A 25,346-nucleotide genomic window follows, 5' to 3' on the forward strand; every position below is an offset into this window, starting at 1 on the left:
CAAAACTATTTATGACCGTTGTCATATCCTATACACTTCTGCTTGGAAACTTACAACAGAGGTATCTTATTGTAGCTGTAGCTGCATCACTTTTGCCTTATATACTTTTTGTATCAGAAAAACGCTACAAAGAAGCACTAAAAGGGGGGGTGCTGATTCTTGTAGCGAGTATTATACAAAAATATTTCTTGTATAATGCAACTGGGATGCTGGCGTCATTGTTTCTATTTATCGCCATGTTGGTTTTAAGGATGCTGCCTGGACTACTGATGGGAAAGTATACTTTGGTATCAACCGATATGAGTGATTTGGTTTACTCTTTAAAAAAGATGAAAATTCCCGACGAAATTGTGATACCAATGACTGTTATGGCGAGATTTTTCTATGCGGTTCGAGAAGATTACAGCCAGATTAAAGATGCAATGTATTTACACGGGCTAACAACAAAAAGGTTGATTTTCAATCCCTTGAAGTTATTTGAATATAGAACAGTCCCTTTATTAATGTGTTTGACACGTACTGCTGATGAGGTTGGTATTTCTGCGCTTACAAGGGGGATGGAGATTGGAATCCGCAGAAGCAGTATTTCTGCTGCGAAGATCAAAGGAATCGATGCGATCTTTTTCTTGCTCATGTTCCTGCTGATTGGATTTTATATAAGGGGGAAATATGCTTAAGATAAAAGATTTTGGAATCAAGTACAAAGAAAAAACTATTTTTGAAAAAGTCAATTTGGAAATTGGCAGAGGTGAGATTGTAGTTGTTACAGGACAATCCGGCTGCGGCAAAAGCAGTTTGTTGAAAGCGATAAATGGAGTTATCACGGAGGCTGGAGAGGTTCAAATAAGTGGAGATATAGAATTTGATGGCAAATCAATACTTGAAAAAAGCATCTCAAACAGAAGTAGATTTGTCTCTACTGTATTTCAAAATCCGAAGACACAGTTTTACTGTATCAATACGACAGATGAACTGGCATTTGCCTTGGAAAATAGAAATATACCGAGAGATAAAATCTTAGAAATAATAGAAGAGTATACTGAAAAGCTTCATACAGCCAGCTTGTTGGATAAAAACATCTTTACACTTTCGGGCGGAGAGAAACAGCTTGTTGCAATTACCGGTGCAGCGTGTATGGATAACAATATATATATATTTGATGAGCCATCCGCTTCTTTGGATAAAGCAGCAATTGAATTGCTGAAAAAGATGCTCCTTGGATTGAAAGCTATGGGGAAAATCATCATCGTTGCGGAACACAGATTATACTATCTGGCAGATATCATGGGTAAACTTGCGATCCTTCATCAGAAAGAAATGAATGTTTTGAAGGTGGAGGGTACTCAAAAGTATCTGCTCGATGAAATTGCAAAGCAATATGAGTTGAGATCATTTCGGGAAATCGTAAAACAGGAGTTAAGCAGCTTAGCATGCAATACCATAAGGCTGATTGGCGGAAATGATTACCGAAACACCTCTGATTTATTAAATTGCGATAAATTTCTGGCGAATTATGATCAGCATCATATTCTGGATATGAGCATTTCTTTTCCAGTCGGGATTAATTTTATTATTGGCGAAAACGGAGTTGGGAAAACCACATTTATTAAAAAATTATCCGGCTTGTCAAAAGGGCCGGGAAGAAGCTTTTGGGAAAATAAAAGAATAAAGAAGAATTATGAGTTTATTTCAATGGTCATGCAAGATGTAAATTATCAACTGTTCACAGAGTCGGTTTGGCAGGAGATATCCATTGTCAGTTCCGATGATGAACTAAAGAAAAAGGTACTAACAGAGCTGGATTTATATGATAAAAAAGATTTTCACCCCCAAATTCTATCAGGAGGGGAAAAACAAAGGCTTTTAATTGGGCTAGCAAAGGTATCGAAGAAGCCAATTATTGTCTTAGACGAGCCGACAAGTGGTCTTTGCAAAGGCAAAATGATGAAAATGATCAATTATCTCCATGAGATGGAATCCTTAGGGAAAGTTGTTATTGTTATTACCCATGACTATGAACTGATACATAAATGTGGAGGGAATGTTTTTGAGTTCGTGAGATGATTTGAAATCTCAGACAACGAGTAAAAGCGACTGGATCAATATGTAAGTCAGCTGTCTAAGGTTTCATAATACACCTTGCCGTTCTTTTTCGGCAACAACTTATATTTTATCTTTACTGTAGCCTAGGGTCAGAGTGATACTCAAGGACAGCATTTGAATAGGTGACAATATACTATAGAGATGTGGGCTTGTTGGATTTAGCGGATACGCAGGCACTGCAAAAGGAATTAGGTGTGGCATAATAATAGCAAAATGCAGACAGCTTTCACCAAGCTGTCTGCCACAATACAACAAAACTATTGAATTTAAAATCTTTCCCTATAACACAGTGGTTAATTTTTTCTGCTGCTTTTTTATCGATAGGCTAACAATCTTTCTCCAACATAGATTTTAAAGTCTCTGTCTCATAGGTTTCGTTTATCTTATCAAAATACTTTATAGCCTTATTGGAATAATATTGAATATCCTGTTGTAGATAGGAATAGAAAACATCTCGTAGTTTTTGATTATCCTTCATATAATACTTAACTACCGCCTGAACCTTCGAACAAACGCCTAGCTCGAATGCTTTATTTTGAATATTTACATGTTTTTCTGCATCCTTTAAAAGTTTAATAGCATCATCATAACATTCTTTTCTTATCTTAATAAGTGCCATTAAGCTCTCTGCAATTGCCCTTCCACTTAATATATTTATCTTATTATAAAGATATAGTGCATCCTTTAGATATCCTTCACCTTTTTGATAGTCATTGTTTTCTATTGCGCATCTTCCTGCATTTGTATAAAAAATAGCTAATCCTCTAATGACACCCTTTCTTTTGCATATCTCTATAGCCTTATCGTAATATTTAATAGCTTCTTCAAAGTCCACATTTAATCTCTTTATTTCTCCCATATAATTATAAGCAGCGGCAATATTCAATGAGTATATGCTTTGTCTTTGATTTAGCCTTTCAAAAAGAATTATTGATTCTCTTAATAGCATATCCGCTTCCTCATATTCTAAGCTCATTATTTTGTTTAATCCCTTAAGCCTTAGAAGTGTGGCTTTTTCATAATCATTTCCAATCTTTTCACTTATCTCAAGAGAGGTTTGTATTTCTTTTTTCATCAAATCAACATCATTTGTTTGGATACAATAATATATCATCTGTCTGTGTCCCATCAATAAGAACTCATAATTTTGGACTTCTCCCGCATCCTCTATTACTCTTTTTATTGACGGTACTCCTTCATCATACTGCCCCATTCTAATCAAATATCTACCGCGCATAAGGTTTAGCATAATTTTTAATCTTAAGATTTCATTTATGCTGTACCTTTGCATTTCAAGGCGATTTATCATCTCCTCAAGTTTCTCAAAATAAGGTATTATCTTTTGATTTGTAAAATATAATATATTATCATTTTCAAAAGCAGGCAGGCTGCACTTAGGATAAAGCTCGTGATTGTAATCCAGATAAACATTTGCGTTTTTTAAAGTATACTCTAGGGTCTTAAACTGATTTTCACTTTTCCCATAATTGTATATTATTTTAGAATAAAGCAAAACATCACTTTGGTCACCTCTGAGATTTCTTTCCAATACTTGACCTGCTTTTTCATGAAGAACCCTTCTCCTAATCATAGATAAGTTTTCATATATATATTTCCTTAATTTTTGATGTGTAAATTTAAATATTACCTCATTATCGATTAGCTTTTGTTCAATAATATTCTTCTTTCCAAGATCCTCTATTATATCTATAATTTGACTTTCATTAATATTGGTGAGCTCTTTTAGCAGATCAATTTTTACTCCATCAAAGAATAATGATATAACATTCAATACATCTCTTTTGTCACCAGTAATATTTAAAAATCTTGTTTTGATAAAATCCTTCATCTTTGATGTCATAAAATCGTAATCAATATTTTCTTTTATGCTGTTTAAAACCTCCACCATAAAATAAGTATTTCCTTCTGTCTCTTCGTAAATTTTTATCTTTTGCTTTTCACTAAAATTATAATCAGGTAAGGCTCCATCTAAAAATTCAAAGACTTCACCTTTATTAAATCTATTTAGGGTAAGATTGTGTATTTTGTCGTACTTGCCAAGTAATGTAATGAATTTATCCAGCTCATAATTATACTCTTTTCTAGAGGTACCTAAAAACAAAACATTTTTTTCTAAATCATTTAATATGACTCTCATCAGTAAATTTAGACTTGCCTTATCTATCCATTGCATATCCTCGAAAATAATTACTACTTTTTTTATACCAGATAAAACGTTTATGATATTAGACAAAGCTTCTTCTACTACTTGATAATTTTTATCATCAATTTTTTCAATAAAATTCATTTCAAGATAGTCATAGCCGTTGCCTAAAAATGGGAAAACATGGACTATATTATTTTTCCATAGCGGAGGTATAAAAATATTTTCCTTTTCCATTTCTATAGCGTTGAAAATATTTTTAATTATTATGTTCCATGGCTTTAGAATACAATTGTTTTCATCATGATAGCAATCAACCTGAAATAAATAAACTTGGGATCTATCTATGAGTTTTAAAAACCTGTTTATAAGTTTTGTTTTTCCTATCCCAGCCTCACCGTTTATTATTATAGAGTTATATAATTCACTTGTCATAAAGCTTTCAAAGTTTTTAACCAAATAATCTATTTCCCTGCTCCTGCCGTAAAAAAAATCTTTTGATGACATTTGATTATTGTCTTCTTCAATACTTTTTAATTTTATGATTCTATTATATATATCCTTAGTTTTTACACTCGGGGAAATGCTCAGTTCTTCTTTTAAGGTCTCTTCAAGTTGTTTGTATATATATATAGCATTATTAAACTGCCTATCATTTTCATATAGCTCCATTAGGTTTATATAAGGACTTTCGTCATATCTGTCCACTTCAATCAATAGCTTGCAATACTTTTCAATATTTTTCTTATCTTTTGAAAAAGAATTCTCTAATTTACTGTGCAGCCTGTCTATATATAGTTTATTATAGTATTCTCTTTGGTTTAACAGCCATTGCTCGTATTCCTCACAGTCCTTCACTGAAAATCCCTTTAGTAACTCACCTGTATAGCTATCTATATTATCCTTGTTATTTATAAACATATCTAAATCTGTAACAATAGGGATATTTTCATCTATAGTAATAACCTGTCTCTGATCTGGTTTAATTATATCCATATCAAAGGCTTTCCTTATTACATATAATGCATTTCTCAGATTTCCCTTTGCAGCATCTTCACTTATTTCACTCCACAATAAGCCTACCAATTCATCCCTGGTAGTTTTCTTTTTTATTATTAAATAATAAAAAAGTGCTTCAGCCTTTTTAAAAGGAAAATTTATTATAGCATTGTTTTTTTTGATTTCAGTTATCCCAAATATTTTAACAAATATTTTATCCATATAGCTTTCCTCCAAGCATAAGCAATGAATGTAGTAGTAAAAGTAAAGTCCTTCTCTTACTCATAGCTTTATTATAGCTTATATTTGGGCTTTCTGTGTCAAATATAAAAAACTCATATATTTCTTATTTAAAAAAATATATGAGTTTTTATATGCTATTATTTAAGGCATCTACTTCGCATTTTCAACTTTTCTTAAAAGCTCTCCTGAATTTATAATATCATATGCAGCTTTAATATCAACGCTTAAATTTCTATCTTTATCCAGATATGGTATAACCCCTCTGATTGCATCGTAGGCTGCTTTTGTTCCTTTTCCCATTTTTACATTGTTTCTTAAATCTACTGCCTGTGCTGCATGGATTGCTTCCATACCTATAATATATTTTAAGTTATCAACTATTTTTCTTACTTTATCTACAACTAAAGGCCCATTGGTTGCATGGTCTTCTATATTGCCTGATATTGAATAGAAATCAATAGAAGATGGATTAGCTAGCATTCTATTTTCCGCGTCTATTGCTGTAAAAGTTTTTTGAATAGTGCCATAAGCTATAGTTTTTTGCTCATCTGGTGTTAAAAATCTTGTAAGCTTTGTAAAAGACGGATCTGCTAGCTTTAGCATTCTATTACATGAGGATTTTGACAAATGACATAGAACTATGCCAAGCATTTCAATGCCTGCCACTAAAGAAGTTATTTCAAAGTTTGCACTTACAGATAAATTATTTATATCAGTCATAATACATGGATTATCATCTGTAGTGTTTATCTGTATCAGTAAGTATTTCTTTACATATTCCAGTGCATCTAGTACTGAACCATTTATCGCAAAGGAACATCGGAAACTTAAAGCATCTTGCAACGCTCTGTCTTTATTAGGTTCGTATAAATAGCTTTCCTCAAGATATTTTCTGCATTCATCAGCGCATTTGATTTGCCCTTTTAAGCCTCTCATATCATTTACTCTCTCATCAAGGGGTTGTATAACTCCATTTAAGCCCTCCATACCAAGACAGTATACAACATTTGAAATTTTGATAATTTCTTCTACTTCTTTTACTAAAAATACTGAGCCCGCAGCTGTTTGAGCATTTGAAGAAACTATACTAAGTCCGTCCTTTGGTCCTAAAATAGCTGGTTTCATTCCTTCCTTACTAAGAGCTTCCTTAGAATTTATTCTCTTTCCTTTGTAGTTTACTTCCCCCTCACCAATTATAGCAAGTCCTATATGTGAAAGTATTGTTATGTCTCCTTCCCCTATAGAACCTCTTCGCGGCACTACAGGATGTATGCCTTTGTTCAAAAAATCCCTAAGCATTTTAAGTATTTCAACTGATATACCTGTTGAACCGCAAAGTGCTGTATTTAACCTAACAAGCATCATTGCTCTTACTTCTTCCTCCGTACTTAGCGGCTCAATTCCTAAGCTATGACAGTATAACAAATTTCTATTGTAAGTTTCAAAGAAATCAACATCAAATTCTTTGTCCTTGTTCCACCCAACTCCTCTGTTTAATCCGTATACAGGATATCCTTCAGCTGCCTTATCAAATAGTACTTTTCTTGCTTTAGCTGCTTTATCAAGAGCTGCTTCGTCAATTTCAATCTGCTTGTTATTGTACGCAATTTGGTATAAATCTTCAAAGCTTAAATTATGTCCGTTTAAAATTATTTTATCCATTTTGAGTACTCCATTTCTTATTTCTATATAGGTTCTTAATTATCTTTTCAGGTGTTACAGGATATGTGGTTATGTTTGTATCCAGGGCAAAGTTTATTGCGTTTACTACTGCCGCTGGAGGTGCTACCGCTGATGCTTCGCCTACGCTTTTAGCTCCATACGGTCCGTATGGCTCCTTTGCTTCTACTGTCAGGACTCTTACTTCCGGCATCTCTGGTGCGTTTATTAGGTGATATTTGGAGAAGTTTGTTGATTTTACTCTACCGTTATTGTCTACTTCTATTTCTTCTCTAAGGGCCATACCTATGCCCATGTGTGCTCCGCCTTGTATTTGGCCTTCAACTAACATTGGATTTACCGATTGTCCTATATCGTGCACTGCTAAGAAATCCGTTACTTCTACATGTCCTGTGTATTTATCTACCTTTACCTCCGCAAAGCATGCCGCAAAAGTTGCCGGATTTGCGGGTGACTGGTATTTAATAAATTCTGTCATTGTTTGTGAGTATTTTGTTTCAAATTCTGTTGCAATATCTGCATAGGTATATTTTTTGTCTGAATCTTTTCGGTATATTAATCCGTCTCTAGTTTCTACCGAGTCTTCTTTGAACCCTTTTAATGTACAGAAGGCATTTATGAGCCTTTGCTTTAACTTTTCTCCTGCTTCCTTGACTGCCCCTCCACATACAAAGGTTACTCTGCTGGCTTGTGTTCCTGCTGAGTCGTATGGTGTTATTAATGTATCTGCTTCTGTAACTCTTATGTGTTTTGTATCTATGTCCAAGGCTTCTGCCGCTAACTGCTGCATTGTCGCTACAGTTCCACAGCCTTGGTCGTGTATGCCTATTTTTACAAGAACACTGCCGTCTCCAAGTATACTCATTTCTACATTGGTGAAATCAGGAAATGCTCCAAAATAACCATTGCCATGTGCTCCGCATGCCATGCCCACTCCATAGGCGTATCTTTCTGTATTTTTGTTTTTAATGGTTTGTCTTCTGTTTTTCCAATCGAAAGCTTCCATACCTTTTAGGACGCACTCTTTTATCTGGGCATTGCCTATATTAGGCCCTCCTGTAGGGTCTGATGCACCAGGCTTGACAAAATTCTTAAGTCTGAGCTCGCATGGATCCATGCCTATTTTGTGCGCAGCATGGTCAATATTTATTTCCGTTACGGCATGTGCCTGGGGTGAACCGTAACCTCTGCAGGCTCCCCCGGGTATGGTATTTGTATAGTAAGCATTTCCTGTGTAGCTCTGATCCGGTATATCGTACATTCTGAAAAGTTTTTTACCTAAAGCCATAGTTACAGCTGCAGCATTTGTATAGTATGCGCCTCCATCTATGTCTGTTATTATTTTTCTTGCTAATATTTTACCTTCTTTGTTTATTGCTGTTTCTACTATCATTTCTGTTGCATTTCTGCTTCTGGTACCAAGTATTGCATCGTGTCTATCCATGTACAACATAACAGGTTTTTTGAGAGTGTATGCAGCAAAGGCACATATTGGCTCTAATACTGTTTGTCCCTTACCTCCAAAGGAGCCTCCCATGACTGCTTTTATTACTCTTACTCTGTTGTATGGTATCTGCAGTATGTCAGCTACATGATACTGTACCTGGAATACTATTTGACATGGCGTCCACACTGTGAGACTGCCTTGTTCGTCTAGTTCACTTAAGCATATGTGCGGCTCTATCGCAGAATGATGTATTTTCTGTGTTGAACCTTTGTCCTCTATAATATAGTCTGCTTTTTTGAACTGCTCTTCGTAGCTTCCGCAGAATATTTCTTTTGAAAATGCAAGATTTGTGTTCCCTTTTATTATTATTTCATCACTTTTTGCTGCTTCTATGCCTATTACAGGATTTAACTCCTTGTATATAACGTTGAGCTTTGCCACTGCTTTTTCAACAGCTCTTTTGGTTTTACCCACAACCAAGGCTATGCGGTCACCTACAAACCTGGCTCTATCACACAACAAATATTCATCCCTAAAAGCAGTGGCTCCTGCATACCATTGATGTGAGTTATATTGCACCTTCGGCACGTCTGCATAAGTGTATATGGCTTCTATTCCTTCTATATTAAGTGCTTCTGTTTTATCTATTACAATATCTGCATGAGCTTTTTGGCTGAGTACCAATTTGGCATACAACATGTTGTGTCTTTTCATGTCACATACGTATTTTGTTCTTCCTGTAGCCTTATCGTAGGAATCTTCTTTTAAAATGCTTTTACCTACATATTTCAATTTTCCCATATTATTCACCTTGCTAGTTTTAAATTATTGAGTGCTTCTTCTATTATTCCTACTGATGCTTCTTTTTTGTAGTACTTTGAGGAACGGCTTGGTATTGCAGCTTCTATCTGATTCTGTATCTGCTCTTTTATTTCACTTATTGAAATGGTTTTTAAATTTTTGTCTATCAGTGCTCCCCCAACAAGCTCAGCCTTTATAGGTTTTGCACCTACAGCTCCTATGTAAACAACTGCATTTGATATTTTTCCATCTATATTTGCATCTGCCTTTACACAACAGTTTACCTTTGAAATTGTTACTGATGTTCTTGAGCCTACCTTGGCAAAGGCTGAGATGCTGCTGCATTTTGTTATTATGATTCTTGTTATTGCTTCATCCTTTTGCAGATTGTTTTTTTCAAGACCTATCACTACGTTTTCAACCTTGTCTATCCTTTTTTGACCTTTGGAATTTATAATTTCAACTTCAGCACCATATGCAAAGAGCACTGGGAGAGTATCTGCGCTTTGAGATGAATTGGATATGTTGCCGCCTATTGTAGCTCTGTTTCTTATTTGCTGAGAGCCCAACTTATATGCTGCAGTTTTTAATGCAGGAATGTATTTATCTATAACAGGGCTGTTTTCTATTTCTGTCATGGTTACACAAGCCCCAATTATTACTTCATATTGCATTTCTTCTATTGCTTTTAATTCCTTTATATGGGTTATGTCGATAAGCTTATAGTCATATATGCAATTCTTAGAAAAGTGGATTACCAAGTCTGTTCCCCCTGCAACTATATATGTGTCTCCATCCTTTTTTCCTAAAGCTTCTGCAAGCTGAGTTAAACTTTTTGGTAAATAAAAATTATCAATATACATGTTAAACCTCTCTTTTGGCTACTTGCTCTACAGCCTTTACAATTTTACTGTAACCTGTGCATCTACACAAATTACCTTCAATTGCGCGTCTTATTTCTTCTTCTTTTGGCTTAGAATTCTTCATGAGAAGCGCCTTGCATGATAGTATCATGCCGGGTGTACAGAAGCCGCATTGGATTGCTCCATTTTCTATAAATGATTTTTGCAATGCATCAAGCTCCTCATCTTTCTCCAAGCCTTCTATAGTTATAATTTCACTGCCGTCAACTTGCCCTGCAAATACCGTACATGAGGTTACCGCATCCCCATTTAGAATAACAGTACATGCCCCACATTCTCCTTCCGAGCAGCCTTCCTTTACTCCGGTAAGCTCCAGGTCATCCCTTAAAAAATCTATGAGTCTTTTTGTGGGGTCTGTTTCTCTTTCTATATATCGTCCATTAACATTTAACTTTATTTTCATAGTTCCTCCTAATGTGAAAAGGTATCAATTTCTCAATCAAATCAGCTGCACCTTTGATATCATTAATATCTATCACAGTTATCCCATCAGCAGCAGAAAGCCCTTCAACATCGGTAGCCACTGCCAAGAGGTGCTGAGGCGAAGATATGATGTCCGTTCCCTTATCTTTTCTGACTATTTCTATTCGTGGTTTTGAAGACTTCTTGTATCCCTCAACTAGTATAATATCTACCCCTTCAATCATTTCTATTACCTCTTCTAATTCCTTCTTTTCAGATGTCTGTTGAATTAGAGCAAATCTATCCGGTCCAATAATTGCCGTAGCTGCAGCCCCCGCCTGACTGAATTTCCAGGTGTCTTTTCCTGGGACATCAACCTGAAAACCATGAAAATCATTTTTGACAGCTCCTATCTTATAGCCTCTTTCAATCAACTCTTTAATAAGTTTTTCCATAAAAGTAGTCTTACCAGTTTTTGAATGTTTAGATACAATGCATATTACAGGTACATCAGCCATTTTTGACCTCCATTTTGTCTTTGTTTATGTTATCAAGTTAACTCTTATTTGAATTATTTTGCTTTGCAAAAATAACAATTGGGATACTGGCAAACTGTGCAGCAATTACAAAATCCGCCTTCCCCCATAGCAATGAAATCATCCTTCGTCATGATCTCCCCAGTAAATACCTTAGGTAGTACCGCATCAAGTATGGAAATCTTGTTATATATAGCACCTCCTGGAATTCCCATTATTGCTGCGTTGTCTAAATAGGCCAGCATAAACATGTTTCCAGGCTGGACAGGAACACCATAAGCTACCACTCTTGCACCAGTATTTTTAATGGCCTTAGGTGTAAGATCATCCGGATCCACAGACATACCTCCTGTAACCATTATGAGATCAGCCCCAGCATTAAGGTAATCTGAAATAGCCTTGTTGATTTCTCCCATATCATCCGGGCAATTAGTCTGACCAACTAATTGTGCATTATAATATTCTAGTTTGCTGCTTAATAAGGGTCCAAACTTATCATTTATTCTTCCATTGTAGATTTCAGTCCCCGTGATAACCAAGCCGACTTTAAGCTTCCGGTAAGGATTAACTTGGAAGACAGTTCCTTCTAGGCTGCATAACTTCTCAAGTTTTTTAATTGTTTTTTCCTTAGTAAACAGCGGAACTATTCTCACTCCAGCCAGCCTGTCGCCTTTTTCAATAATATAATTATTAGGCTTGCTTGCTATGGTTACATCATCAATGGAATTCATTTTTCTTAATAATGAGCTATTTATTTTAAATAAACCTTTAGTTGTGGATTCAAGTAATATCTTGCCTTCTTTAGGTCCGCCAAACTGGATGTTCTGCCCGGAAACGGCTTTGGAAATTCTGACTGCGGCCTCATCCTCATGAACCTCATCAGAATTTTCTTCCCAGACTGAAATGTATTGCTTACCAATATTTAATAGCTGGCCTATATCTTCCGGTTGAATGATATGACCTCTGGCAAATAACCTTCCCTTAAATTCACCAGGTACTATTTTCGTAATATCATGGCATAATTTCATGCCTACTGCGTCTTCCACTCTAATTTTTTTCATTGTTAGCCCCCCATAAATACAACAAAAATTATTTATACCTTATATGATTACAGTGTATATTAGTTAAGCAAATATGCCTCCAGCTTTTCACCTGCTTTAATCACACCGCTGCCTGCCGGTATTTTTGCAAGAAGATTACATTGTATTAAAGAACTCAAAACGTTATTGCTCTGATTTCCCGTCAATACCATCCAAGCCAAGCCATTATCTATGAGCAGCCTTCCCCGAATAAATCTCATTTTAGGACTGACCTTATTATAGTTGTCTTTTAGAGTAACTATTATCTTAGTAAGCAAGTAGTCAGTTCTGCCCCCAAGCTTCTTAATAAAAGAAGCCCCTAACAGTTGAAATACTACCATAGCAGACGCCGGATTTCCTGACAAACCTAATATTACTTTCCCATCTTTAACACTAAAAAGCGTAGGAGACCCAGGCTTCATATCTATTCTCCAGAATACTATATCAGCACCTATGCTCTTAACTGCATCCTTTACAATATCATAATCTCCTACTGATACACCTCCTGTAGTGATAACCATATCAGCTCTCTCAAGGCCTTCAGCAACAAGCAAGGCCACATCTTCAGCCCTATCTTTGGCTGTACCCAAAATAACCGGAATTCCACCTAATTCCTTAATATATGCTTCTAGAGTATACTTGTTACTGTTTCGTATCTTGCCAGGTTCAGGTATTTCACTGATATCCTGAAGTTCATTCCCAGTACTAATAACTGCTATTTTAGGCTTCCTGTACACCCAAACTTCAGTAATTCCAAGGGCAGCGAAAAGACCTAGCAATGGTGCATTCAACACCTGTCCTTTATATGCAATAATCTGACTCTTTACCACATCATCCCCAACCGGTACAATATTTTGTCCAGATTTAAAAGAAGAAAAAATTTTAACTAAATGACCTTCTTCTTTAGCTTTCTCATATCTCACTACAGCGTCGGCACCTTCAGGTATGGCAGTTCCTGTCATTACTTTGATTGCCTTCCCTGGAGTTACCTTGTATTTGGACACATATCCGGCAGGCACCTCTTCAATAACCTCTAGAGTGACCGGATTCCTATCATTAGCATTAATCGTGTCCTGAGCTCGAAATGCGTAACCGTCCAGTGGAGAGCGTTTAAACTTCGGTATATCTTCTTCTGCCATAATGTCCTCAGCCAACACTCTCCCCAAGGAATCCCTCAGGTTAACCTTCTCCTTACTAGTTATAGAACATTTCTCAAGCAACAACTGTAGGGCTTCGTCAAATGCTATGTTAATCTCCAATTCAGTCAACTCCTTCAATTACGCATTTGATATTAAAAATCAAGCTTCCCTATTTGATCTTCAACTGTATTTATTATTTTTCCATTCTTCACTAATTTTGCAATGAACTCAATATACGGGTGAGTATTTTGATCGTTTTCAATAAACGGAACCTTTTCCCTTATTAGATCATGCACTTTTTTTGTAGCAGGAGAAGATTTCAAGTCCTTATAAAAATCCTGAGCTTGACATGCAAACAGAAGCTCTATTGCTAATATATATTTAGCTAGGTATACACATTCGTATGCCTTTAATGCTGCATTATATCCCATACTTACATAATCCTCCTGATTTGCACATGTGGAAACATTATCTATAGTTGCAGGATGACAATAAAGCCTCATTTCGCCCACTATGCCAGCAGCAGAATATTGAGGTATCATTAAACCATTATTTAATCCCGGACTAATATTTAAGAATGGAGGAAGCTCGCTGACGTGTCTATTCACCAATCTATCTATCCTTCGTTCAGACATCTTCATTAAATTTGTCATTGCTATAGCTATGATATCGGCAGCTATACCTACATAAGCTCCGTCTGCGTTACAGCCCATCAATGCAACCCCATCATCTCCTTCTGAGAAAAGTAATGGGTTATCTACAGCCGAATTTAACTCTACTTCTATTGTTTTTAAACTATCTTTTAATCCCTTTTTGACAGCCCCATGAAGCTGAGGGATGCATCTTAAGGATAATGCATCTTGAACTCTATGGTTTTTATATTCTTCAACTATTTTGCTCTCTGCTAATATCCTTCTTATATTTGCAGCAGTATTTTTTTGGTCAACATGAGGCCTTACATTCATTATCCTCTCATCCATTGCCATTAAATTTCCTTTTAAAACTTCCAGTGACATTGCACTGGATATGTCTGCTGTTTTTACCCCAACAATAGCATCATATAGCGCTAATGATGTTATTCCTGTTACGGATGTTGTACCAGACACTAAAGATAATCCTTCTTTACTCCTCAACTTAATAGGTTTTAAACCAGCAGCTTTTAATGCATCGTCTCCTGATAATAATTCATTATCATACCATGCATTGCCTTCACCAATTAAAACTATTCCTATATGAGCTTCCAGCCCAATATATCCTACTGATCCATGCTTCGGTACAATAGGAGTAATTTTATTATTCAATAAGTCTTTAATTAATTCCAAAGTTTCGATTCTTATACCTGTATAGCCTGTCCCAAGCTGAGTTAGCATTGTAAACATTATGGCTCTAACACATTCCTCACGGATTGGCTCACCCAATGAAGTTGCATGTGATAGTACATGATTTCTCTGTATAACCTCTCTATCTTCCTTTGAAATTAGCTTTGACCAATTATCTCCAAGACCTGTGGTTATACCATATATTTCTCTTTCTTCATCAGAAAATCTGTCCACAAGCTCGCTGCATTTATTGACCCTATCTATATATTGCTGAGAAAATTCTACTTTTGCATAATATCTTGCTACTGCGACTAAGTCTTCTAATCTTACATGCTGCCCTAACACTACTTTATTTATATTAATTGAATTCATTTCTATATTAAACCTCCATAGAGTCATCTTTATAAGCTCTTGTAACATTTAGAAAGCTCATTTTTATTAATGATGTTATAAAAATGAGCTTTCTAAAACATTAGATAACACTAAAAACCCACAATTTATATGTATTTTTAAAATGTTCTTTGATTATTACATCCATCTGCCGGTATAGGAAGATACCTTATCTTGTTGCCTTCAATCAATTCTCCATAATAAGCGATATAGAAGGGTCTGAATACACTATAAGTTTTAATCAATGACATCTCAGGAAATCCTCCTGTCTGCCTTTTTACAAGTTTCATAGCAGCTTTTTTACCCTTTTCAACCATATGATCATCTTTATATAGAGAGTATTGAATCTCTTCCTTGGTTACTTCTTTTTTAATAATTGCCGGCATATCCGTAACAATTGCTACGCCTCCGGTTGAACCATTACCAATAACTCTGATTTTAGTCTTTGAGTCAAATGATTCTTTTCTTAAAATTTTATTGATAAATTTTGTAATCCTACTAGGTCTAAATGTCAATTGGTACTCAATTATTTTATATTCAACATATAATAATTTTAGCTCATATTCTGCACCCTTTTTTAATACTAATCTTGCCAGTGGTGTTCCTTGTTTTTGTGCTTTAATTTTTGCTTCTTCTAAAGTCATAGTTATTGGATAAGTATCAATTATCATTTATATCACCAATCATTAATTTTTGTTGTTTTTATCAAAGTTACGCATAAAATTTACAACCGTACTGATATAATTCAAGAATATTGCTACTGTTATCCCTATCAATCCATAAGGAGCTAATTTTCCTAATATAAAATCACTTTTTACAACCATGCCATATCCTAATATGCCACAAACCACAAAATATAATGCAACTAGTAACCCGTCTATTCCCAACCATTCTACTGTTAAATCATTTTTTTTAGCTTTATTCATTTATTTCACCTTCCATTATTAATCATTTACAATTAATCCATTTTCGCTTCTATCTTCACCATATTGATTAGCTATTAAGTAAACAATTGTAGATACTATATATGAAACTAATAGTGGAGGCACTAAACTGAATTTTGCTAATTTCAATGCTTCAAATGTTATAAATCCGGCAGCCATAGTGCAAAGCCCTCCAAATTCTGTCTTCTTGCCATTATATAGCAAACCAAATAAAACAGGTATAAATATTACAGAATAGTTAATGCTGTTAATCCATATTACACCATCAAATATCAGCTTAAATCTGAATGCAAGGCCTAGGCCTAAAGCACCCATAAAAAATACAGCAATTTTTGTATATAATAATTTTTGCTTTTCAGTAAAATATTCTTTACCCTTTATTCTAATAAAAATATCATTTACTATCGTAGATCCACCTATTAAATAGTAGCTGTCCATTGTTGATATAATTGAACCTAATATACCAACTATAAACAGTCCGCGAATCCCAGCCGGTAAGGCTCCCAATGCTATTTGAAAGTACGCAATCTCAGGATCCACGCCTGGCTTCATAGCTGCTACTATTAATCCCATAAATACATTTAACATATCAAATGTTATCCAAAGAGGGAAACAGGTCAGCAGTGCTCTACGTGCTGTTTTGGCACTATCTGCTGCAGAGAATCTCTGATAAAAAGCTGGATCTGCATATGCTCCAAAAGACAGCACAACAAGATTTACCATTGTAAATAAATCCATACCTTTTGTTGGATGCAGCATATCCATTATGCCGTTTTGTTCAAAAACTTTAGTGATACCTGCAAAACCTCCAACTTGGTCAAACAATCCAGGTATTATCATATTTCCGAATATTAGCATTGAAGCGAACATTATCATATCAGTAATAGCAACACCCATTAGTCCTCCTAATGCAGCAATTAAACATGTTACTGCAACAATAATGGCAGCACCAACTACTATATCTAAGCCCCAACAAACTGAAGCTATTTTACCGGAAGCTAGGACATCGCCTATACAAACACATGTACAAAACATAAATATTGCTGCAATAATAGCTGCTTTCTTACCATATAAGCTTTCAATCAAATCAGGTATGGAAAGATCCGTTCTCACATGAGCTTTTGGCCCGACATATAAAGCTAAAGGTATACGAACAGCGTGAGCAACAACACACCAAACAGTCCATGCAGCAAAGCCATATGTTGCAGCATAACCTATAAAACCCACAAAGCCTCCTGCACCATACCAAGTCGCAAACAGAGTTCCAACAACCAATGACCAAGGCAAAGATTTTCCAGCTAAATAATAATCCTCCATATTCTTTTGCTTTTTAGAAAAATAATATCCAATTCCTATCACTAATATAGCAAACATACCAATCGCCATATTATCTAATAAACTTAACATTATTATGCCACCTCACCAATTTCTTAATTTTTATCTTTCTTCGTAGATATGAACTTATTATTTATGGTATTTACATAAACTGGCATACTCCCACTGGATTTAATATATTTCCGGTTTTGTTAAATATCAACACCTCTTTTCTATACAAAAATATTAGCACTCAAATCACATCACTCCCTTTTCTTTTTCTTGTATTCTATGGCTTTCTTGGGGCAATTCTCTGCACATATTGTGCACTCCCAACATTTTTGCGGATCATATTGAACTTTTCTATCTTCATCTAAATAAAAAGCCCCAAAATTACATATTTTTGTACATTTACCGCAATTAACACACTGATCTTCATGCCAGATTATTTCATAATTTGACTTAGGATAATATGGCCTTGTGTTGAGTCTTCTTGCCAGGTTTATTGGATAGCAACATAAGCCATCACAATTGCATATACAAGTATCATCCCCACTTTGCATTAATCCTTTTTTATTTGCTTCTACTAATAGTTTTTTTGCTTTTTCCTTGTCTATGATTTCACCATGCCCTCTATCCAGCTCGTAATTGATATCATTCTTAAACCACATGCAAACATTTACAGGCTTGTCCTGATGAAAATACGAGGCTTTACAGTTGCACGGAACAATATATATTAAATCCTGCTTATCAACTAGATCAATTGCTTCTTTTAAAGTAATAAAATAACTGGAATCGCTGTTTAGGTACTCATCATTCATCTTTGAATTTACAAACTCTTTCATATCTTCACAATAAATATCCATACCCCAATCAAATATATCCATCTTGGTTTCTTTGGGCACGTTCTTCCATTCATCGCTTTCATATTGTGCGAAATAAAATATTCTCTTATATAAATTTGTAATAGCATAATATAAATCTTCTTTTCCATCTTCTCTAATTTTTTTAAGAACTGCACGATTATATGCACTTTTGATCAATTCCTTAGCATCTTTGCTTATACCTTTTTGGATAACTAAATCTTCTAACTCAGAAGCTAAATGTTTTTCCTTTCCCATTAGTACAATAAGTTCTACTTCTTTTTCAGTAAGTGCTGATTTTGCTAAATCATAAAATTTCTCCGGCACTTCAAACAATTCCATTGCCTTTAAATACATGCAATTATCCATTCTTTACAATACCTCCACAAATTATTTTTTCTCTATTCCTTCTCAAATAATGAATATCTTAACTTCTTTTTAAGCTTATTAGAACTAATGCCTTCACTTTCTTCAAATTTTAGAGCCCTTGAGGGACAGACTTGGACACATGCAGGCTCTAACCCATGACGTACTCTTTCAATACAACCAGTACATTTTGTCATTTTATTATCTTTATCAAATTTAGGTGTCCCAAATGGACATGCCATTAAACAGCTATGACATCCTATGCATTTTTCTCTTTTTATTTGAACCAAACCCGTTTCCTCATCCCTATATATGGCGCCTGTGGGACAAGCAAATAAACATGGAGCATCTTCACAATGCATGCAGCCTATAGAAACATACTTTATTTGTGATTTTTGCTGATCTTCATACTTAACAACTCTTCTAAAACATGGCCCTTCTTCTTCAACATCATAGTTTTGATCCATGCATGTCACTACACATGCAAAACAACCTACACATCTGTCTAAGTCTAAATCTATGTGCTTTTTACTCATTTCTTCCTCCTATTATTTTTTACTAATCTTGCATGGGAAGCATTTAAACCCGGGATAACCTGATATTGGATCCAGAAAATCTTTATCCATCAATATATTAACATCTGCATCAGGATTACCATGATACATTGACAATACCCCTTCTTGAGAAACAATTGTTACATTAGCTACGGCTTCAATGCTGCCTTTTAAGGTGCTGATTACAACTTTGTCTCCTTGTTTTATTCCGTATCTTTCAGCATCTCTTAAGCTGATATCTACAAAGGCTGCCTCCTCTAAGTTTTTAATCCAATCCATCCTATATGTTCGGCTATGCATAAACTGAGGTCTCCTTGAACCAGTATTCATAATCATAGGATACTCATTATTTTCATATTCAGGATATATATCCTGAAAGCTTTTGTATTTGGGTAAAGAATCATATCCATGGGTTTTTGAATATTTAGCCAAAATATTTGAAACAAATTCAACCTTCCCGCTTGGAGTATTAAACCCTTCTGTTTCATATTTTTTCTCTTTATATGTTCCTATATTTCGCGCCATTATCGGATTGTTTTTATTTTCTCTTAGCTCTTCTAAAGTAACACCTGTAGGTTCAATCATATAATCCATATATTCGTCATAAGTCATATTTAGCATTTCATCGTCTATTCCCAATTTTTTAGATAGTTCCGTCAAAATGATAATATCGTTTTTAGATTCTCCTAATGGTTCTATTGCAACTTCCGGACTACATATGTAATTATCCGAAAACACTTTTATTTCTGTACGTTCCAAAGAAGAACAAGCCGGCAATACAATATCAGCATGCTTACATGCTTCAGTCATAAACAAGTCTATGCTTACAAAAAACTCAATTCCGTTCAATGCTTCGAGTATATAATTTGTATCGGGCCACATTCTATGGTTCATTCCCACTCCTACTAATGCCTTTATTTCATATGGTTTTTTCTTTAATATATAATCCGACAACCTCATTGCTTGTGCTTCCTCTTTAACAAGTTCAAACCAGACAGGGAATTCCTCTTGTCCAATTCCAGGTTCTTTATCAAATTTTTCTCCTCTATATTGTTCCTCATTGGATTCTGCAAAAGAAGAAACATGCAAATAGCTGCTTGGAAGCACTCTGTTTCCTCCTATTATGTCATAATTACCTGTTAGAGCTACTAAACACATTACAGCTCTATAATTTTGAATACCATTTACATGATGTACCACAGGAGAAGCTGATGTCAGCATGGCAGCAGGTTTAGTTGCTGCGTATAATCTTGCAGCCTTTATCATATCTTCTTTCTTCACCCCTGTGATTCTTTCCGTTTTTTCAGGAGTATATTCTTTTACATACTCTTTGAACTCTTCAAAACCATAACCATATTTCTCAACAAATTCCTTATCATATAAATTTTCACTAATAATAACATTTGCTATGCCTAAAGCTAATGCTCCATCGGTTCCGGGCTTCAGCCGCAAATGCAGCTCTGCTCTTTGAGTCATGGGCGTTATTCTTGGATCAACCACTATCATTTTCATACCTTTTTCAATCTCATCAAAATATTTATCCGAGCAATGCAAATCTGAATATGCTGGATTTCTGCTCCAAACAAAAAGCAATTTAGTATTTTTATAGTCAGCACCGGCCTGTGCACCAAAAACAAGCTTCCACGCCATAGTATGAGCCACCTGACATGTACTGCCTTCAGTGATAAAATTTGGAGTACCAAATTTGTTAGCTAATCTATATAATGTGGGCCTGTACCATTTTGAAAATCCAGCAAAAAAAGCTACAGATTTACCTCCGTATTCCTTTTTATACCCATTTAATTTTTCAGAGATAATATCATATGCTTCATCCCATGTGATTCTTTCAAACTCTCCTGAACCTTTTGCTCCTATTCTTTTCATAGGATACATTATTCTGTCTTTACTATATATATACTGTCTGGTAGCTGCTCCGCGGGGACACAACTTTCCATAGCTATGGGGATTGTCTTTTGAGCCTTCAACTTTTATTATTTTCCCATCCTTTATATATGCATTAATAGCGCAGTGGGAATCATTATTACAAATATCGCAAATTGTTTTTTTAATTTCAATTCCTGTTTCTTCACAGGCAATCTTGCTTTTTAATAAATTATCTAAATTCTCCATAAAAGCCTCCTGTTATATTACTTGTTTGATAATAGTGCCAGCAAATCTTTCAAAAGATGGATTATCTGTAAATGTACTATTATTCGCTTCTAATGATTTGAAAAACATGGCCTTTAATATTCCAGATATTTCTTTGTAGTTAATTAGATTTATGCACTGAATCTTTTCCCCTTGTTTAACTATTCTTATATACTTGTTTTTTGAAGGATCATATTTTTCTAAAACTTCCCCATCTGCATTAGGATTACCAATACCAATAAAATCGGTGCCTAAAAAGTATGTTATATTGTGAGGAGTAGTGCCTGCATAATAACTATCAATCCCTCCAATATTTTTTGCTGCTGTACGCCCCTGATATCTAGCGTTGGCTAATAAGCCTATTATCCTGTTATCATTCAAAACCACATCATATCCTTGAGCACAATCGCCTGCAGCATATATATCTTTTGCACTGGTTTCCATTTTTTTATTTACAATTATGCCTCTATCTATCTTAATTTGATCTTTCGAAATAAAATTGATATTAGGTCTGACGCCAATTGCCATAATAATTATGTCTGCCTCCTCAGGCTCTTTACCATCATCAAAATAAGCATAGGTATTTTTTATTGTATGCTCTATTCTTTTTATTGCTCCTCCAAGCCTTAAACTTATCCCATTGTCTTCAACTATTTTTTCTATAATTTTTGAGCAATTTTTATGCGCTGCTAAAGGGAATATATTATATGCAGCATCTGCTAAACAACACTCAATTCCTTCATGATTAAAAAATTCAGCAGCTTTTATTCCAACCATTGAAGCCCCTATAACTAAAGCTTTTTTAACTTTTCTTCGAGACATAAATTCTCTAATTTTTATAGTATCTTCAATAGTTCTGACTGCAAAAACATTCTCCCTCTCACTTCCTTCGATGGGAGGTATGAAAGGAGAAGCTCCCACAGAAATCAAACATTTATCAAATTTTACTTCATTACCGCTTTGTAAATACAAAACTTTATTAAAAGCATCTAATTTTATTATTTTATCTCCCAGATGTAAACAAGCCTGATTTTTTTCATAGAATTTACTATGATCATTTACTATGAAATAATCCTCAAACTTAATTTTATTTGATAAGTAGTATGTGGTAAGCATAGGGTTATAAGGCAGCCAAACACTATTAGAATATACGTCTATTCTTCCTCTAAACCCAATGCTTCTTAATGTTTTAATCGCACTTATTCCAGCACATCCATTTCCCAAGATTGCAACACTGGTTTTGTATGTTTCCAATATTCAACCCTCCAAAATAATCATTTAATATATTATTTATAAAAATACATATTGATAAGCTTTAAATATTCTTCATATGTATTGATATTTGCAAACATTTTCTCATATTTACCGAACCTTTTTATTTCCTCAAGTTCCATATAATATATTGACAATAAAGGGTATAAATCAATTATTTTTCTTATGTTTTTGTTTAAACCTTCGCTGAATATTTTTTGGCAACTTTGGCTGTATACTGCACATAATGGTTCATAATGTCCATTTAGCCTTGGAACCAGTCCGTCATATCCTTTAGATTTTTCTAATATATTCACTAGTAAATTTTCATTTATAAAAGGCATATCGCAAGGTAATACTAACATCCTTTCATGTCTCGCTTTTTTCAGCCCTTCAGATATCGCACCCAAAGGACCCAAATGCGGGAACTCTTCTATAACTATTCTAACTTTTAGATGTCTATATTGATCAGGAGAACTAGTTACTATAAAAACATCATCAAATATACAAACTTTTTTTAATATATATTCAATAAATGTTGTATCTCCTATTTTTAGAAATGCTTTATTCTGGTAACCCATTCTGCTATTAAAGCCTCCAGCAAGTATCGCAACTGAGTATTCAAGCATTTTTTTCCCTTTTCCATTTAGATTTTTATAATTTATTTCATCTTTATTAATAACTTTTTAATCACTGTGTGCAATAAGTAATATTTGCAATTTTCATGCCACTTTTTTGCGTAAAAATCAATATTCCAGTATAGATGTTGAACACTTTTATATGCTGAAACACGAGAAAAATTTAATATAAACGCAAAATATTATTGCATGCATAAATATTTTGCTCTATTATATTTGTTTATTTTCTAATGATGAATCTGATAATAATAAATTTAATGCAATAAAATATTGCGCTTGTGAAGTGCTATGTGATACGATAACATAAAATGAATGATTGAATACAAAAATAAATATATAAAGGAGAGCTTTCTATGCAGCTTTATGATATTGCCATGCTTTTGGATAGCAATTATAGAATAATTATTATTTCACAAACGCATCTTGATAGAGAAAACAGTGTAAATGAAAAGTTTATCGGAAAACATTTATTAAGTTTTATAGATATTGATCTAGATACCAAAGAAGGTATAACCATATTCAAAAACCTCCCCGTTAAATATGTAATTATTGATACACCAAACAAGGATGGTTTTATTGTTCATATTTCCAATGCCGAATATCTCAATATTTTTTATCAAAAAATATTGGACTTAATTGATCTAGGAATACATATTGTTGATAAAAGCGGTTATGTTGCTTATACTAACCTCGCTGCTGAAAGAGGAGAATTTTTAAACAGGCGCTTGACTGTTGGAAAGCATATTTCAGATATTTACCCTTTAACATCTGAAACCAGCTGCATACTTAGAGCTCTAAAAAATAAGGAACCTTTATTAAACATCTACGATACATTTAAAAGCAATTATTCGGAACAAACCATATCCAGTATTAATTCCGGATATCCTATATTTATTGATGACGTCTTAGTAGCTGGTCTAAGCGTAGTAAAGTTTAATAAATTTCTCGAAAATTCTTCAAAAGAACTTACTTTGCTTAATAATTTTGTGAAGGAAGGAGGAACTCTTACACAGAAATCTTACAGAAATTTATATTATACCTTTGATAATTTGGTTGGACAGGATGAAAATTTTGTAAATGCAGTAAACTTAGCCAATCGCCTTGCTAGGACTAATTCGTCTATATTAATATATGGAGAGACGGGTACCGGAAAGGAGCTTTTTGCACAAAGCATACATAGTGCCAGTAATAGAAGGGATAATGAATTTGTAGCTATAAACTGTGCTGCAATACCTGAAAGTTTAGCTGAAAGTATCCTCTTTGGTACTGAAAAAGGTAGTTTTACAGGAAGCATTAATAAATCTGGAATATTAGAAAAAGCTAATAAAGGAACTTTATTTTTAGATGAGATAAACTCTATGAGTCTTAATCTGCAATCAAAGCTTTTAAGAGTTCTTCAAGAAAAAAAATATATGAAAGTAGGAGGTACTAAGGAAATACCTTGTGATGTACGTGTTATCTCTTCTACTAATGAATCTCCCGAAAATCTATTGAAATCCAGGAAAATTAGAACAGATTTATACTATAGAATTAATACAATTACAATTCATATACCACCCTTAAGAGAAAGAAAAAGTGATATACCTCTTCTATATGATTTCTTTATAAATAAAATTGCATATATGAATAGCTTTAAAACAAGCGATTCAGTAATTAAAGTATTACAATCATATGATTGGCCAGGAAATGTTAGAGAACTTATACATACTATAGAATATGCAATAAATGTATGCGAAGATTGTTATATTACTACAAGAGATATACCCCAAAATATTATTAAGTATAATAACGCTTCAGCAGCTGACACATGCCTGCCAATATCATTAGAAGATTCGAGCCTTAATAGCATTATGGATAAATATGAAAAGCATATAATAGAAAACTCTCTGAAAAAACACAATTATAATATAAGCAAATCTGCTAAAGAATTGGGTTTACATCGGCAAGGTTTACAGTATAGAATTAAAAAACACAATTTGCTGGAACTTATTAATGAAAAAAAGTCAGACTAATTCGCAGCCCCCCCACATACACAGGAATTGA

The 25,346-nt window shown here is 34.3% G+C and carries 20 protein-coding genes; 3 read left to right on the plus strand and 17 right to left on the minus strand.

Features of this window, described 5'->3' with window-relative positions:
- The first annotated feature begins 11 nt into the window (after window positions 1-11).
- Window positions 12-677: an energy-coupling factor transporter transmembrane component T gene (locus AC4HCY_RS14855; RefSeq protein WP_491096132.1), complete on the plus strand. Its 666-nt coding sequence runs from the start codon at window positions 12-14 to the stop codon at window positions 675-677.
- Window positions 670-2,064 (plus strand): ABC transporter ATP-binding protein, encoded by a 1,395-nt coding sequence (locus AC4HCY_RS14860; protein ID WP_323430713.1) that lies wholly within the window; start codon window positions 670-672, stop codon window positions 2,062-2,064. The genes AC4HCY_RS14855 and AC4HCY_RS14860 overlap by 8 nt, the downstream gene beginning before the upstream one ends.
- A gap of 364 nt (window positions 2,065-2,428) precedes the next feature.
- Here the strand turns inward: AC4HCY_RS14860 and AC4HCY_RS14865 are convergent, their stop codons facing one another.
- From AC4HCY_RS14865 to mobA, 17 genes are all read right to left on the minus strand, one after another.
- Window positions 2,429-5,488, minus strand: coding sequence for an AAA family ATPase (locus AC4HCY_RS14865; protein ID WP_323430712.1), 3,060 nt, complete (start codon window positions 5,486-5,488; stop codon window positions 2,429-2,431).
- A gap of 171 nt (window positions 5,489-5,659) precedes the next feature.
- Entirely contained in the window at window positions 5,660-7,171 is a 1,512-nt protein-coding gene (locus tag AC4HCY_RS14870; RefSeq protein ID WP_323430711.1) for an HAL/PAL/TAL family ammonia-lyase, read from the minus strand.
- Window positions 7,164-9,437, minus strand: coding sequence for a xanthine dehydrogenase family protein molybdopterin-binding subunit (locus AC4HCY_RS14875; protein WP_491094515.1), 2,274 nt, complete (start codon window positions 9,435-9,437; stop codon window positions 7,164-7,166). Before AC4HCY_RS14875 ends, AC4HCY_RS14870 begins: the two co-directional genes overlap by 8 nt.
- Before the next feature lie 5 nt (window positions 9,438-9,442).
- Window positions 9,443-10,300 (minus strand): FAD binding domain-containing protein, encoded by an 858-nt coding sequence (locus tag AC4HCY_RS14880; protein ID WP_491094516.1) that lies wholly within the window; start codon window positions 10,298-10,300, stop codon window positions 9,443-9,445.
- Window position 10,301: 1 nt separating this feature from the next.
- Window positions 10,302-10,763 carry a (2Fe-2S)-binding protein gene (locus AC4HCY_RS14885; protein WP_491094517.1) on the minus strand — a complete coding sequence of 154 codons (462 nt, stop codon included), beginning with the start codon at window positions 10,761-10,763 and terminating at the stop codon, window positions 10,302-10,304.
- Window positions 10,741-11,280 (minus strand): molybdopterin-guanine dinucleotide biosynthesis protein B, encoded by a 540-nt coding sequence (mobB, locus tag AC4HCY_RS14890; protein ID WP_491094518.1) that lies wholly within the window; start codon window positions 11,278-11,280, stop codon window positions 10,741-10,743. The genes AC4HCY_RS14885 and mobB overlap by 23 nt, the downstream gene beginning before the upstream one ends.
- A 53-nt stretch (window positions 11,281-11,333) precedes the next feature.
- Window positions 11,334-12,359 carry a molybdopterin-binding protein gene (locus AC4HCY_RS14895; RefSeq protein ID WP_491094519.1) on the minus strand — a complete coding sequence of 342 codons (1,026 nt, stop codon included), beginning with the start codon at window positions 12,357-12,359 and terminating at the stop codon, window positions 11,334-11,336.
- Between the two features lie 59 nt (window positions 12,360-12,418).
- Window positions 12,419-13,636: a molybdopterin molybdotransferase MoeA gene (locus tag AC4HCY_RS14900; RefSeq protein ID WP_491094520.1), complete on the minus strand. Its 1,218-nt coding sequence runs from the start codon at window positions 13,634-13,636 to the stop codon at window positions 12,419-12,421.
- Between the two features lie 32 nt (window positions 13,637-13,668).
- A complete protein-coding gene (locus AC4HCY_RS14905; protein WP_491094521.1) occupies window positions 13,669-15,207 on the minus strand; it encodes an HAL/PAL/TAL family ammonia-lyase in 1,539 nt (512 codons plus the stop codon).
- Window positions 15,208-15,344: 137 nt separating this feature from the next.
- On the minus strand, window positions 15,345-15,896 hold the full coding sequence (locus AC4HCY_RS14910) for a hypothetical protein (RefSeq protein WP_491094522.1): 552 nt from the start codon (window positions 15,894-15,896) through the stop codon (window positions 15,345-15,347).
- A 15-nt stretch (window positions 15,897-15,911) separates the two neighbouring features.
- On the minus strand, window positions 15,912-16,151 hold the full coding sequence (locus AC4HCY_RS14915) for a hypothetical protein (RefSeq protein WP_491094523.1): 240 nt from the start codon (window positions 16,149-16,151) through the stop codon (window positions 15,912-15,914).
- An 18-nt stretch (window positions 16,152-16,169) separates the two neighbouring features.
- Window positions 16,170-17,576, minus strand: coding sequence for a sodium:solute symporter family protein (locus AC4HCY_RS14920; RefSeq protein WP_491094524.1), 1,407 nt, complete (start codon window positions 17,574-17,576; stop codon window positions 16,170-16,172).
- Window positions 17,577-17,746: 170 nt separating this feature from the next.
- Window positions 17,747-18,715 carry an ATP-binding protein gene (locus AC4HCY_RS14925; protein WP_491094525.1) on the minus strand — a complete coding sequence of 323 codons (969 nt, stop codon included), beginning with the start codon at window positions 18,713-18,715 and terminating at the stop codon, window positions 17,747-17,749.
- A gap of 32 nt (window positions 18,716-18,747) precedes the next feature.
- Window positions 18,748-19,248, minus strand: a complete 501-nt coding sequence (locus AC4HCY_RS14930; protein ID WP_491094526.1) for a 4Fe-4S dicluster domain-containing protein — start codon at window positions 19,246-19,248, stop codon at window positions 18,748-18,750.
- Window positions 19,249-19,260: 12 nt separating this feature from the next.
- Window positions 19,261-21,396 carry a molybdopterin-containing oxidoreductase family protein gene (locus AC4HCY_RS14935; protein WP_491094527.1) on the minus strand — a complete coding sequence of 712 codons (2,136 nt, stop codon included), beginning with the start codon at window positions 21,394-21,396 and terminating at the stop codon, window positions 19,261-19,263.
- 12 nt (window positions 21,397-21,408) lie between these two features.
- Window positions 21,409-22,668 (minus strand): NAD(P)/FAD-dependent oxidoreductase, encoded by a 1,260-nt coding sequence (locus AC4HCY_RS14940; protein ID WP_491094528.1) that lies wholly within the window; start codon window positions 22,666-22,668, stop codon window positions 21,409-21,411.
- Window positions 22,669-22,700: 32 nt separating this feature from the next.
- Entirely contained in the window at window positions 22,701-23,294 is a 594-nt protein-coding gene (gene mobA, locus AC4HCY_RS14945) for a molybdenum cofactor guanylyltransferase (RefSeq protein WP_491094529.1), read from the minus strand.
- A gap of 362 nt (window positions 23,295-23,656) precedes the next feature.
- Between mobA and AC4HCY_RS14950 the strand changes: the two genes are divergently transcribed.
- Window positions 23,657-25,315 (plus strand): sigma-54 interaction domain-containing protein, encoded by a 1,659-nt coding sequence (locus AC4HCY_RS14950; protein ID WP_491094530.1) that lies wholly within the window; start codon window positions 23,657-23,659, stop codon window positions 25,313-25,315.
- Window positions 25,316-25,346: the final 31 nt, after the last annotated feature.

The sequence above is a fragment of the Lutispora sp. QWL-02 genome, from assembly GCF_058315355.1.

Excerpts from the sequence above, each read along its gene's own strand:
- AC4HCY_RS14860 (WP_323430713.1), top strand. The coding sequence starts at position 670 with ATGCTTAAGATAAAAGATTTTGGAATCAAGTACAAAGAAAAAACTATT.
- AC4HCY_RS14950 (WP_491094530.1), top strand. The coding sequence starts at position 23,657 with ATGCAGCTTTATGATATTGCCATGCTTTTGGATAGCAATTATAGAATA.
- AC4HCY_RS14875 (WP_491094515.1), bottom strand. The coding sequence starts at position 9,437 with ATGGGAAAATTGAAATATGTAGGTAAAAGCATTTTAAAAGAAGATTCC.
- AC4HCY_RS14870 (WP_323430711.1), bottom strand. The coding sequence starts at position 7,171 with ATGGATAAAATAATTTTAAACGGACATAATTTAAGCTTTGAAGATTTA.
- AC4HCY_RS14925 (WP_491094525.1), bottom strand. The coding sequence starts at position 18,715 with ATGGATAATTGCATGTATTTAAAGGCAATGGAATTGTTTGAAGTGCCG.
- AC4HCY_RS14920 (WP_491094524.1), bottom strand. The coding sequence starts at position 17,576 with ATGTTAAGTTTATTAGATAATATGGCGATTGGTATGTTTGCTATATTA.
- mobA (WP_491094529.1), bottom strand. The coding sequence starts at position 23,294 with ATGCTTGAATACTCAGTTGCGATACTTGCTGGAGGCTTTAATAGCAGA.
- AC4HCY_RS14865 (WP_323430712.1), bottom strand. The coding sequence starts at position 5,488 with ATGGATAAAATATTTGTTAAAATATTTGGGATAACTGAAATCAAAAAA.
- AC4HCY_RS14905 (WP_491094521.1), bottom strand. The coding sequence starts at position 15,207 with ATGAATTCAATTAATATAAATAAAGTAGTGTTAGGGCAGCATGTAAGA.
- AC4HCY_RS14930 (WP_491094526.1), bottom strand. The coding sequence starts at position 19,248 with ATGAGTAAAAAGCACATAGATTTAGACTTAGACAGATGTGTAGGTTGT.
- AC4HCY_RS14935 (WP_491094527.1), bottom strand. The coding sequence starts at position 21,396 with ATGGAGAATTTAGATAATTTATTAAAAAGCAAGATTGCCTGTGAAGAA.
- AC4HCY_RS14880 (WP_491094516.1), bottom strand. The coding sequence starts at position 10,300 with ATGTATATTGATAATTTTTATTTACCAAAAAGTTTAACTCAGCTTGCA.
- AC4HCY_RS14895 (WP_491094519.1), bottom strand. The coding sequence starts at position 12,359 with ATGAAAAAAATTAGAGTGGAAGACGCAGTAGGCATGAAATTATGCCAT.
- AC4HCY_RS14915 (WP_491094523.1), bottom strand. The coding sequence starts at position 16,151 with ATGAATAAAGCTAAAAAAAATGATTTAACAGTAGAATGGTTGGGAATA.
- AC4HCY_RS14910 (WP_491094522.1), bottom strand. The coding sequence starts at position 15,896 with ATGATAATTGATACTTATCCAATAACTATGACTTTAGAAGAAGCAAAA.
- AC4HCY_RS14885 (WP_491094517.1), bottom strand. The coding sequence starts at position 10,763 with ATGAAAATAAAGTTAAATGTTAATGGACGATATATAGAAAGAGAAACA.
- AC4HCY_RS14855 (WP_491096132.1), top strand. The coding sequence starts at position 12 with ATGACCGTTGTCATATCCTATACACTTCTGCTTGGAAACTTACAACAG.
- mobB (WP_491094518.1), bottom strand. The coding sequence starts at position 11,280 with ATGGCTGATGTACCTGTAATATGCATTGTATCTAAACATTCAAAAACT.